This is a genomic window from Variovorax atrisoli 110B, assembly GCF_000382045.1.
Classification (GTDB): domain Bacteria; phylum Pseudomonadota; class Gammaproteobacteria; order Burkholderiales; family Burkholderiaceae_C; genus Variovorax; species Variovorax atrisoli.
In genome coordinates this window covers 108,131-119,260 of the sequence record NZ_KB907463.1, presented here as the reverse complement: position 1 = coordinate 119,260, position 11,130 = coordinate 108,131, and the positions used below count along the sequence as shown (strand labels likewise).

At 68.0% G+C, this 11,130-nt stretch carries 14 protein-coding genes; 4 read left to right on the top strand and 10 right to left on the bottom strand.

Going from position 1 to position 11,130, the window contains the following annotated elements; all coding sequences use genetic code 11:
• Window positions 1-20 precede the first annotated feature (20 nt).
• From G369_RS0129165 to G369_RS0129155, 3 genes are all read right to left on the bottom strand, one after another.
• Complete coding sequence (locus tag G369_RS0129165) at window positions 21-1,124, bottom strand: BMP family ABC transporter substrate-binding protein (protein WP_019657608.1); 1,104 nt, start codon at window positions 1,122-1,124, stop codon at window positions 21-23.
• An 80-nt stretch (window positions 1,125-1,204) separates the two neighbouring features.
• A complete protein-coding gene (locus tag G369_RS0129160; protein WP_019657607.1) occupies window positions 1,205-1,591 on the bottom strand; it encodes a VOC family protein in 387 nt (128 codons plus the stop codon).
• Window positions 1,592-1,614: 23 nt separating this feature from the next.
• Entirely contained in the window at window positions 1,615-2,616 is a 1,002-nt protein-coding gene (locus G369_RS0129155; RefSeq protein ID WP_020723346.1) for an isopenicillin N synthase family dioxygenase, read from the bottom strand.
• 223 nt (window positions 2,617-2,839) lie between these two features.
• Here G369_RS0129155 and rutR point away from each other — a divergent pair, with 223 nt between their 5' ends.
• Entirely contained in the window at window positions 2,840-3,544 is a 705-nt protein-coding gene (gene rutR, locus G369_RS0129150) for an HTH-type transcriptional regulator RutR (RefSeq protein WP_019657605.1), read from the top strand.
• A gap of 128 nt (window positions 3,545-3,672) precedes the next feature.
• Here the strand turns inward: rutR and rutF are convergent, their stop codons facing one another.
• Genes rutF through rutA form a run of 6 tightly spaced genes read right to left on the bottom strand, consistent with a single transcriptional unit; the run spans window position 3,673 to window position 8,019 of the window.
• Window positions 3,673-4,230, bottom strand: coding sequence for an NADH-dependent FMN reductase RutF (gene rutF, locus G369_RS0129145; protein ID WP_019657604.1), 558 nt, complete (start codon window positions 4,228-4,230; stop codon window positions 3,673-3,675).
• 14 nt (window positions 4,231-4,244) lie between these two features.
• Entirely contained in the window at window positions 4,245-4,841 is a 597-nt protein-coding gene (locus tag G369_RS0129140) for a malonic semialdehyde reductase (RefSeq protein WP_019657603.1), read from the bottom strand.
• The gene (gene rutD / locus G369_RS0129135) at window positions 4,838-5,644 is read right to left on the bottom strand and encodes a pyrimidine utilization protein D (RefSeq protein WP_019657602.1); all 807 of its coding nucleotides are present in this window, start codon (window positions 5,642-5,644) and stop codon (window positions 4,838-4,840) included. The genes G369_RS0129140 and rutD overlap by 4 nt, the downstream gene beginning before the upstream one ends.
• Window positions 5,645-5,649: 5 nt before the next feature.
• Window positions 5,650-6,042: a pyrimidine utilization protein C gene (gene rutC, locus G369_RS0129130; protein ID WP_019657601.1), complete on the bottom strand. Its 393-nt coding sequence runs from the start codon at window positions 6,040-6,042 to the stop codon at window positions 5,650-5,652.
• Between the two features lie 38 nt (window positions 6,043-6,080).
• Window positions 6,081-6,890: a pyrimidine utilization protein B gene (gene rutB, locus G369_RS0129125; protein WP_019657600.1), complete on the bottom strand. Its 810-nt coding sequence runs from the start codon at window positions 6,888-6,890 to the stop codon at window positions 6,081-6,083.
• A 16-nt stretch (window positions 6,891-6,906) separates the two neighbouring features.
• Window positions 6,907-8,019, bottom strand: coding sequence for a pyrimidine utilization protein A (gene rutA / locus G369_RS0129120; RefSeq protein ID WP_019657599.1), 1,113 nt, complete (start codon window positions 8,017-8,019; stop codon window positions 6,907-6,909).
• Between the two features lie 218 nt (window positions 8,020-8,237).
• Between rutA and G369_RS0129115 the strand changes: the two genes are divergently transcribed.
• The 3 genes from G369_RS0129115 (at window position 8,238) to G369_RS0129105 (ending at window position 10,352) form a co-directional block, all read left to right on the top strand.
• On the top strand, window positions 8,238-8,690 hold the full coding sequence (locus tag G369_RS0129115; RefSeq protein WP_019657598.1) for a YybH family protein: 453 nt from the start codon (window positions 8,238-8,240) through the stop codon (window positions 8,688-8,690).
• 77 nt (window positions 8,691-8,767) lie between these two features.
• The gene (locus G369_RS0129110; RefSeq protein ID WP_019657597.1) at window positions 8,768-9,793 is read left to right on the top strand and encodes a YheT family hydrolase; all 1,026 of its coding nucleotides are present in this window, start codon (window positions 8,768-8,770) and stop codon (window positions 9,791-9,793) included.
• Window positions 9,794-9,797: 4 nt separating this feature from the next.
• Window positions 9,798-10,352 (top strand): DUF2946 family protein, encoded by a 555-nt coding sequence (locus G369_RS0129105; RefSeq protein ID WP_019657596.1) that lies wholly within the window; start codon window positions 9,798-9,800, stop codon window positions 10,350-10,352.
• Window positions 10,353-10,424: 72 nt separating this feature from the next.
• Here G369_RS0129105 and G369_RS0129100 read toward each other — a convergent pair whose 3' ends face one another.
• On the bottom strand, window positions 10,425-11,081 hold the full coding sequence (locus G369_RS0129100; RefSeq protein WP_019657595.1) for a c-type cytochrome: 657 nt from the start codon (window positions 11,079-11,081) through the stop codon (window positions 10,425-10,427).
• Window positions 11,082-11,130: the final 49 nt, after the last annotated feature.

The window sequence follows — 11,130 nt, the reverse complement described above, 5'->3', positions numbered from 1 at the left end:
GCCTTGCCTTGTCTGCGGGCCTACTTCTGCGTGACCACGCCCTTGACGAACCAGTCCATCTTCCAGAGGTCGGCGTCCGAAAGAACGGCTCCCTTGGCCACGCGCTCCTTGCCGTCGCGGTCGGCGAGCGGGCCGGCGTAGATCTGCTTGCCCTTCATGATCGCGTCGCGCTCGGCGGTGATGAGGGCGGCCTTGTCCTTGGGCACGGCCGGGCCGAAGCCGGCGATGTCGGTGCCGCCGTCCTTCATCTCGATGAAGGCGCCGTACTGCGCTGGCTTCCAGCCGCCGGCCATGATCTTCTTGAGCTCCGGCGTCAGGAAGCGGTCCCACACCCACACGGAGGAGCACAGCGTTGCCTTGGGTGCGAACTGGCGCAGGTCGCGATGGTGGCCGGTGCCGTACACGCCGCGCTCCTGCGCGACGATCTGCGGCGTGGGGCTGTCCACGTGCTGGCCGATCACGTCGGCGCCCTGGTCGATGAGCGCAGCGGCGGCTGCGCGCTCCTTCACCGGGTCGTTCCACGCGCCGGTGTAGATCACATTGACGGTGGCGTTGGGGTTCATCTTCTGCGCGCCGAGCGCGAAGGCGTTGATGGTCCAGTTCACCACGCCGAAGGGGTTGGCCGCGACGAAGCCGAGCTTGCCGGTCTTCGATGCGGCACCGGCGGCCATGCCGCAGAGGTACTGGCTCTCGTAGGTGCGGCCGTAGAACGACTCGAGGTTGCTGCCGTTGGTGGTGCCAGAGCCGTTGAGAAAGGCCACGTCGGGGTACTTGGCGGCCAGGTCCTTGAAGCTGTCGGAGTAGCCGAAGGCGGTGCCGATCACGATGTTGGCGCCGCGCTGGATGAATTTCTCGGCCGCGGGCTTGATGGCCGACGCGTCCTCGGGCACGTTCTCCACGAACTGGATCTTCTGGCCGATCTCCTTCTCGATCTTCACGCGGGCCTCGTCGAAGGCCTGCGTCCAGCCGCCGTCGTTCTTGGGGCCGAAGTAGAGCATCGCGATCTTCGGCTTGTCCTTCAGCGTGAAGCCGTCGGCGGCGGCCGGCAGCGAGAACGAGGCGCCGCAGGCTGCGAGCGTCAGTGCCAGGCCGAGGGCCGGGCCGTTGGAGGAAATGCGCGGCATGGAGCAACCTTTCGTGAGGAGCGTGAAGACGGGGGAGGGAAAAGCAGAAGCGAGAGAAGAGAGGCGAGGGCCGCGCGCCGCTACATCATGAAATTGATGCGGAACACGTTGCCCTCGGGATCGAGCAGCACCGACTGGTACCAGTTGTAGTAGGTGACGTAGGGCGCCTTCACGAGCGTGGCGCCGGCCTCGAGCGCGACGGGCACCATGCGGTCGACGTCGGCCTGGCTGTCGACGTCGATGTTCAGCAGGAACTTCACGCCGCGCGTGTCGGAGAACTCGCTCAGGTGCAGCAGCTCGTAGGCATCGAGCGCGTTGAAGCCGAGGCTCGACTTGCCGGTGTCCAGCCCGCGGAAGATGGGCGAGCGGATCGCCTCGATCTCCTTGAAGCCGAACACGCGCTGGTAGAAGCCGCTGAGCGCGACCACGTCCTTCGCGAAGACGTTGACGTAGGACAGGTGGGCCATGTGATCCGGGCGCCTCCGAGGATTCAGGCCGCGACCTTGGTGCCGCCGAAGGTCGTCTGCTTGACGAACTTGGAGGTGAGGTGGTCGCCCGATGAGATGGGCGCGTACTTCGGCTGCTCGCCCGGCGCGAGGCAGCTCGGCAGGCACTCGACCATCGCGTCGTAGTTGGGCTGGTGGAAGAACACCAGCGACTGGCGGCGGTTGGTGCTCGCCACCTCGAAGGGCGGGTTGATCACGCGGTGCAGCGTCGACACCCACTGGTCGTTGGTCCACTGCATCATGAGGTCGGCGATGTTGACCACCAGGCCGCCCTCGACCTGCGGCACGTCCACCCACTGGCCGGCCTTGTTGAACACCTGCAGGCCCTTGTCGTCGGGCAGCACGATGGTGAGGCTGCCGTAGTCGCTGTGCGCGCCCGCGCGCAGCTGTCCGGGCAGCGGCTGCTCGCGCTGGGGCGGGTAGCTCAGCACGCGGAACATGCTGATGTGCTTGTCGATCTTGTCGTCGAAGAAGGTCTCGGGCAGCGAGAGGCCGAGCGCGAAGACGCGCATCAGCGAGCGCGAGAGATCGCTCATCGCCTCGAAGTACTGCTCGTAGGCCTCCTTGAAGCCCTCGAGCGGCGGCCAGCTGTTGGGCTCGAAGTGCGGGCCTGCGGCGGGGCCGCGGTGGTAGTCGTCGTCCGGCACGTTCGAGGGGCCGATGGAGAACGACTCCTTCAGGTCGCCCGGTGCCGCTTCCTCCAGGCTGTAGGAGAGGCCTTCCTCGCCCACCGCGCTGTAGCCGCGCACAGCGTCTTCGCGCGGACGATCGACCTTGCGCTTCTCGCCCAGGGGCATGTCGAAGAACTTGCGCGAGAGCGACGACACGCGCGAGATCAGCTCGGGCGAGATGCCGTGGTTGGTGATGACGAGGAAGCCGATGCTGCGGCAGGCCTCGTCGACTTTCTTCGCTACCTCCGCCTTGCCTTCGGCGGTGCCGGCGAAGTAGGGCGCGAGATCGATGATGGGTACGGAAAGCAGGGTCATGGCAGGTTCCTCTTGCTTGGCATGCCTTTCGCCATGCAACGTCTGTGCCAGTTGGACCAAATGGACAAAACCCATCCGTCGCGTCAGCATGGTGCGAATTGCCGTGCCGCGAAGGCGGTCGCGGCGCAAGGCGATGCACCACGGCCTTACAGTGGTGCGCCGTAACGCCTGCCGAGGCAGGACCGACCGATCGAACGAACGAACGAGGGAGGATCGAGGGAAGATGCCGAAGACCAAAGCACTGGCCGCGAGCGCCAGCAAGGAGAGTCCCGCACGCAAGCGCGCGAAGCCTGCGGTGCGCAGCGCGTCCGCGGTGAACCGCAGGCTGCGCCAGATCGAGGACAAGCGCAGCGCGATCCTCGGCGCGGCGCTGGGGCTGTTCTCGCGCTTCGGCCTGCATGGCACCTCCATCGACCAGGTGGCCGCGCGCGCCGATGTGTCGAAGAGCAACCTGCTCTACTACTTCGCCAACAAGGAAGAGCTCTACGTCAACGTGCTGCGCGACCTGCTCGCGCTGTGGCTCGAACCGCTGCGCGGCTTCAGCGCCGAGCAGGACCCGGTCGAGGCCATCGGCGGCTACATCCGCCGCAAGCTGGTGATCTCGCGCGACCGGCCCGATGCGTCGCGGCTCTTCTGCCTGGAGATGATCCAGGGCGCACCGCTGCTGCGCGACGAACTCGATCGCGAACTGCGCACGCTGGTGGAGAAGAAATCGGAAGTGATCCGCGCATGGATCGATGCGGGCAAGCTGGCGCCGGTCGATCCGCACCACCTGATCTTCGGGCTGTGGGCAATGACGCAGCACTACGCGGACTTCGGCGTGCAGGTGCAGGCGCTGTCGGGGCATACGCTGGAAGACGAAGCCTTCTTCGAGCGTGCGGTGGAGAACGTTCAGCGCATCGTGCTGCAGGGCATCGTGCCGCGCTGAGGCCTGCTTCCTCTCCCCTTGGGAGAGGGCTGGGGTGAGGGTGGCGGCCTGAAAGTCACTGCTGCTCCTGCGAGCGCCGTTGCCCCTCACCCTAACCCTCTCCCCGAGGGGAGAGGGGATAAAACGAATCAGTGCTGCGGCGGCGCAGCGATCTCGTGATACCGGCGATCGAAGTAGATGAGGCCCTGCGCCGCACCGCCGATGGCGATCGAGACGGCCTCGCAGAACAGGACATCGTGCGTGCCTGCGCTTGTCGCGTGCACCACGCGGCAGTCGAAGGACACGGCCGCATCGTCGAGCACCGGCGAGCCGGTGGTCTTGCTGCTCCAGCGGGCCGCGGCGAAGCGCTCGTCCATCGGCGTCTTGCCGCCGAATAGCGTGGACAGCGACTGGTGCCCGGCCGCCAGCACATTGACGCACAGCACCCCGTTGGCCTTGAACGCCGGGTACACCGAGGCCGAACGGTTGAGGCACACCAGCAGCGTCGGCGGCTCGTCGGTCACGCTGCACACGGCCGATGCGGTGAAGCCCGCGCGGCCTGCGGGGCCGTCGGTGGTGATGATGTTCACCGCCGCGCCCAGCCGCGCCATCGCGTTGCGGTAGTCGGCCTTCTGCAGGCCCTGCGGAAGCAGGGCTGGGTTGGGTGACGATGAAGCAGGGTTCGAGGCCATGGCGTTGTGCAGCATCTCGCGTGACTCCTTCAGGCCAGCAGGCAGGCCTCGTCGAAGGCCAGCCGCGGCAGGCGGCCGAACAGCTTCGACGTGTCGCCATGGCCGAGGTTGATGAGGAAGTTGACGGTCCAGTCGGTGCCCTCGAAGAAGGCCGCGTCGACCTTCGCCTTGTCGAAGCCCGACATCGGGCCCGCATCGAGCCCGACCGCGCGCGCCGCGAGCAGCAGGTAGCCCGCCTGCAGGCTGGCGTTGCGGAAGGCAGTCTCGTGCGCGGCCTCGGGGCTGCCGGTGAACCAGCTGCGCGCGTCGGCGTGCGGGAACAGCGTGGGCAGCCTGTCGTAGAACTTGCGGTCCCACGCGGCGATGACGGTGACGGGCGCGGTCATGGTCTTTTCGAGGTTGCCCTTGGAGAGCGCCGGCGCGAGGCGCTCCTTGCCTTCGGGCGTGCGCACGAAGACGAAGCGCGCGGGGGAGCAGTTGGCCGATGTGGGGCCGAGGCTCGCGAGCGCGTAGATCTGCGCGAGCTGCGCGTCGGTGACGGGCTCGTCGGTCCAGCCGTTGTGGGTGCGCGCGCCGGTGAAGAGCAGCGACAGCGCGGCGTCGTCGAGGGTGTTCTTGAGGGTCATGCTGGAACGGCGGGTGCACTGACCCGCGAGAGAAAGTCGAGCAGGCTGCGGTTGAAGGCGTCGGCCTCTGTCACGCTGTGGGCATGGCCGCCGTGCGGCATGAAGTCGAGCGTGACGTCGCGCAGGCCATCGGCCAGGCGCTGCGAGCAGGTCCAGGGCACGAGCGTGTCGTCCCTGGCCGCTGCGATCAATGCGGGCGCGACGATGTCGGCGAGGCGGGCGTCGATGTCGAAGGCGCGCAGCGCGGCGATGCGCGCCCGCATGTTGGATTCGCCCGGGAAGTGCGCGAAGGCGTGATCGACTTCGTCGGCCACGCGCTGCGCGTTCTCGGCGGCCCAGGCGGCGGGATAGAGAAAGATCGGCTGCGCCTCGACGTACGCGCGCGGGCCGCATGCGCCGAGCAGCGCGAGCCGCGCATCGAAGCAGCGCGCCGAATGTGGATTGGGCTTCGACCACGCGTTGACGAGCGCGAGGCTCGCGATGCGCGAAGGCGCGTCGAGCGCAAGCTGCAGTCCGACGAGGCCGCCGAGCGCATGGCCGGCGAAATGGCACCGCGCGGTGTTCGTCGCGTCGAGTATCTCGATCACGTCGCGGGCCATGTCCGCGATGGCGTAGGCCTCGGGCAGCGCGGCGGGGCTGCGGCCGGTGCCGCGCTGGTCGTAGGCGATGACGCGGTAGCCGGCGGCGGTCAGCGCGCCGAGCTGCGGCTGCCAGAAGCCGGCCGAACCGCCGAGGCCCGACGACAGCAGCACCGTGGCCGCTGCATCGGACGGCCCGTGCACCTCGTAGTGCAGCGCGCTCATGAAGCTCAGGCCTTCTTGCCCACGTGCGCGATCGACGCGATCTCGACCAGCGCGTCGGGCTTCACCAGGCCGCACTGGATGCAGTAGCGCGCGGGCTTGGTGCCGGGGAAGAACTCGGCGTACACCGCGTTGATCTTCGCGTAGTCGGCCCAGTCCTTGAGCATGATCTGGTTGAAGGTCACGTCGTCCATGGTGCCGCCGGCGGCCTCGACCACGCCCTTGATGGTGGTGAGCACGTGCCTGGCCTGCGCGCTCGCGTCGCCGACGTGCACCACGTTGTTGTCCTTGTCGAAGGGCAGCGTGCCGGACACGTAGAGCACGCCGTCGGCGAGCGTGCCGGGGACGAAGGGAGCGATGGGAACGCCGGTGCCGGGAGGAATGATGGCTTGCTTGGGCATGGTGGAGGGTCCTTGTCGAAGAGGGTGGGAAGGGGAAATCAGGCGACGGCCGCTTCGGCCTTGGCGGCCTGGTCGGCTTGAGCGGCCTGGGTACCGAGGGAGGGCGCGAAGGTGCTGCAGAAGTGCTCCGTCGTGGACACCCAGCCGAAGAAGGTCTCCACGTTGTAGACCGATGCCTTCTGGATGGCGGGTCCGCCGAGCTCGTGCGTGGCGTCTTCCAGCATCACGGCGAAGTATTCGAGATGGAAGGCGTCGCGCAGCGTCGATTCGACGCACACGTTGGTGGCGATGCCGGTGAACACCAGGTGGCGGATGCCGCGCGAGCGCAGGGTGCTGTCGAGGGTGCTGTTGAAGAAGCCGCTGTAGCGCGTCTTCGGCACGACGATGTCGCCGGGCTGTGGCTTCATCTCCTCGATGAGCTCGTAGTCCCAGCCGCCCTTGGCGAGGAACTTGCCCTGCAGCTCGGGCCTGGCGCGCATGGTCTTGAGCGCGTTCGACTTGTGCCAGTTGGGCGAACCGGGGCCGCCGGCTTCCACGTAGTTCGCGTCCCAGCCGTTCTGCAGGAACACGACCAGCATGCCCGCCGCGCGCGCCGCCGCGATGGCGCGCACGATGCCGGCGATGGTGCCCTGCGCGCCGGAGATGTCGAAGCCGGCCGAATCGACGTATCCGCCGATGGAGGCGTAGGCGTTCTGCATGTCGACGACGATCAGCGCCGAGTCGCTCGCGTGCAGCGCCAGTGGTTCGGGCCGCGCGGGCAGTATCAGCGGCGCGGGTGCACCGGGCGCGCGCGGCGCGCCGACGGGCGTGTTCGAGGTGAGGGTGGTGTTGCGTGCGGGAGTGGTCACGTGGCGCTCCTTCCGCTCAGGCCGCGAGGCGCTCGGGTTCGACCTGCGAGGGCACGGGGCTGTGCACGTGCGCGCGGCTCTTCATCAGCGGCTGGATGCGCTCGCCGAAGGCCTCGACACCCTGCACGAAGTCGTCGAAGGTCAGCAGCACGCCTTCGGTGCCGGGCACCTCGGCCACTTCGTCGAGCATGCGCGCGACGCTCGCGTAGGAGCCGACCAGCGTGCCCATGTTGATGTTCACGGCGGAGGTCGGATCGGCCATCTGGCGCACGTTGGTGTCGGCGCCCGACTTGGTGTCGGCCGCGCCCTGCTGGCCCAGCCACGCGATGGCCTCGTGGTCGGCGCCGGCCTTGTAGTGCTCCCACTTGGCGCGCGCGGCGTCGTCGGTCTCGTCGGCGATCACCATCATCAGCACGTAGGTGGTGACCTTGCGGCCGGTCTTCGCGGTGGCCTCGATGAGCTTGTCGGCCGCGGGCGCGAAGGCCTTGGGCGTGTTCACACCCTTGCCGAAGCAGAAGTTGTAGTCGGCGTACCTGGCCGAGAAATCCATGCCTGCGTCGCTCTGGCCGGCGCATATCACCTTCATGTCGGCCTGCGGGCGGGGGCTGAGGCGGCAGTCGTCCATCTTGAAGTGGTCGCCCTTGAAGTCGGACGAGCCCTTGCCCCAGAGGTCGCGCAGCACCTGGATGTATTCGGACAGGTATTGGTAGCGCGTGCCGAAGAACTGGTCGCCGGGCCACATGCCCATCTGCGAGTACTCGGGCCGCTGCCAGCCGGTGACGAGGTTCAGGCCGAAGCGGCCGTTGGAGATCGAGTCGATGGTGGAGGCCATGCGCGCCACGATGGCCGGGGGCATCACCAGCGAGGCGGCGGTGGCGAAGAGCTTGATCCTGCTGGTGACCGCGGCGAGGCCGGCCATGAGCGTGAAGGACTCCAGGTTGTGGTCCCAGAACTCCGTCTTGCCGCCGAAGCCGCGCAGCTTGATCATGGACAGCGCGAAGTCGACGCCGTAGCGCTCCGCCTTCAGCGTGATCTCCTTGTTGAGCTCGAAGCTGGGCTTGTACTGCGGTGCGTTCTCGGAAAGCAGCCAGCCGTTGTTGCCGATGGGAATGAAGATGCCGACGTTCATTGGAAGGGCTCCTGTTGCGGGTTCGGGAGGCTCCATGCATGCGGCGTGCCAGTTGAATAAATCCTTTCAAATCAAAGACTTGCGAAAAGCAGGCATCCTGGGTTTGACCATTTGGTCCAAAACGGAGCATGCGATCCGCCCGAACTGCGGCCGACCGGTGCGGCAAGGACCAAAGCGGTGCAGTGCCCGCGTCACGGAGGGCGGGGCAAAATCACGCCATGCCCAAGACCCCACTCCGTGCCGCAGCGGCCATCGGCGGCACCGCCGACGACGTCGAGACGGCTTTCTACGAAGCGCTGCAGCGCGGCGACATCGATGCGCTGATGGCCTGCTGGGCCGACGAGGACGAGGTGTTCTGCGTGCACCCCGGCGGCCCGCGGCTGGTGGGGGCCGTGGCGATCCGCGCGGCCTTCGAGCAGATGTTCGGCAACGGCGCGATCCATGCGATGCCGGCGCGGGTGCGCAAGATCGAGTCCCTCGCGAGCGCCGTGCACAACGTGCTGGAGCGCATCGAGGTGCTCACCGCCGAGGGCCCGCGCCATGCCTTCGTGCTGGCCACCAACGTCTATCACAAGACCGCGCAGGGCTGGCGCATGGTGGCGCACCATGCGAGCCCCGGCACCGCGCGCGAGCCGGACGACGCGAACGATCCGCCCCAGGTCCTGCATTGATTGACGATCGATCGATGCTCTCCCCGGTCGCTTCCTTCTCCCCGGCCGCCGCGGCCGGAACTTCTTCCCTCGAGGCGATGGGCTACGCTGCGCCGCGCTGGCTGCCCGGCGGCAACCTGCAGACCATCTGGCCCGCGCTCTACGCCCGCCGCTTCGATGGGCCAGCGCCGGTCTACCGCCGCGAGCGCTGGTCGACCCCCGACGGCACCGACTTCATCGACGTCGATTTCGTCGACGCCGCGATGCCCGGGGCGAGGCCGCTGCTGGTGCTGTTCCACGGGCTCGAAGGCTCCTCGCGAAGCCACTACGCAGAGGCCTTCGCCGCCTTCGCGGCCTCGCGCGGCATGGCCTTCGCGGTGCCCCATTTCCGCGGCTGCAGCGGCGAGATGAACCTCGCGCCGCGCGCCTACCACTCGGGCGACTTCGAGGAGATCGGCTGGATCCTCGCGCGCATGCGCGAGCAGCACGCGAGCAAGGGCGGCGGGCCGGTGCTGGCGGCGGGCGTGTCGCTGGGCGGTAATGCGCTGATGCGATGGGCTTGCGAAGCGGGGGAGACCGCCTCCGGCGTGGTGAGTGCCGTCGCCTCGGTCTGCGCGCCGCTCGACCTCGCCGCGGGCGGCGAAGCCATCGGCAAGGGCTTCAACAGGCTGGTCTACACGCGCATGTTCCTCTCGACCATGAAGCCCAAGGCGCTGGCCAAGCTGGCGCAGTTTCCGGGCCTGTTCGACCGCGAGCGGCTGGTGTCGACACGCAACCTCTACGAGTTCGACAACGTCTTCACCGCGCCGCTGCACGGCTTCCGCGATGCCGACGACTACTGGGCGCGGGGCTCGGCGAAGCCGCACCTTGCCTCGATCCGGGTGCCGGCCCTCGTGGTGAACGCGCGCAACGATCCCTTCATTCCGGCCTGCAGCCTGCCGAAGCCCGGCGAGGTCGGCTCGTACGTCACGCTGTGGCAGCCCGAACACGGCGGGCACGTCGGCTTTCCGATGGGGCTGCCGCCGGGTCATGTGCGGGGCATGCCGGAACAGGTCGGCGGCTGGCTGCAGCTGCACGGCGGCACTTCCGCTGACGGTGGGGGCTTGCCGCCGGGAAGAGAATGACGCCATGGATGACATCGTCAAGCAAGCATTGGCCAAGTGGCCCAACGTGCCGCACTGCTACGGCTGGCTCGGCCTCGACGCGCGCGGCAACTGGTACATGCGCGACGACCGCACCCAGGCCCAGGGCCCGTTCCGCACCGCCAAGGGCTCGATGCTGCGGCACGACAAGCTGATCGAATTCATCCACCGCAACTACGAGCACGACGACGAGGGCCAGTGGTTCTTCCAGAACGGCCCGCAGCGCGTGTACGTGGAGCTGGAGGCCGCGCCCCTCGTGTGGCGCGTTGCCGAGGAGGCGGATGGCGGCGGCTTCACCGTCACGGCCCACACGGGCACGGCAGCCAAGGTGTCGGGCTGCCTCCTCGACGAGGACGGCAGGCTCTATCTGGCATCGCCGATGGGGCTCGGGCTCGTGCACACGCAGGACGTGGGCATCGCCGCAGAGGCCATCGAGCGCGGCATCTGGACGCCCGAGCCGGTGCAGGCAAGCGAACTGCCCCTGCGCTTCGGCCACGTGCTGAGCCCGGCCGAGCGCCACGCAGCCGCCTCGCACGCCTGAGGCCGAATGCAGAAAGAACAAAGCCGGCGCGGGGCCGGCTTTGTTCTTTCATGAGGAGATCAGGGAAAACGCTTACTTGGCTGGAGCGCTCGCCGCAGCAGCTGCAGCAGGAGCCGCACCCGCAGCGCCTTCGGCAGGCGCTGCGCCGGAAGCACCCTCGGCCGGCGCCCCGGCCGCAGCAGCGGGGCGATCGGGCACCGGGAACTTGGCGCCGCCGGCATTGGCCATGTAGACCACGGCACGGCCCACTTCGAGGTCTTCGAAGTCGCCGCCACCCTGCGGGGGCATGGCGCCCTTGCCCTTCAGTGCATGTTCGAGGAGCGTCGGGTAGCCCTGGCCGATGCGCGGGCCCCAGGCTGCGGCGTCGTTCAGGTGGGGCGCGCCGGGAATGCCGGGAGCGCCGTGGCAGGCGACGCACTGGGCCTTGAACACGGCCTCTCCGGTGGCCAGTGGACGGTTGGCGTCACGGATCTCGATGGTGCCGACCTTCTTGAGGCGCTCGGCCACTTCGCGGTCGCGCGCTTCCTTGGTCACGCCGTAGAGCGCCATGTTGTCGCCTTGCGCGGTACCTGCGGGCTTGTTGCCCGAGGCCACGTAGGAGACAAGACCCATGATGATCAGGATCGGGGCAATGAAGGAAAAAAATACCGCGAGCAGCAGTTGCTTCGGGTTCTTGATCGGCCCGGTGTGGGCTTCTTCTGTGGCCTGGTAATGCGGGTCTGCGCTCATTCGCGTCCTCAATTATCGGGGGCTCGTCGGGGGGCTTTTCCTAACCAAC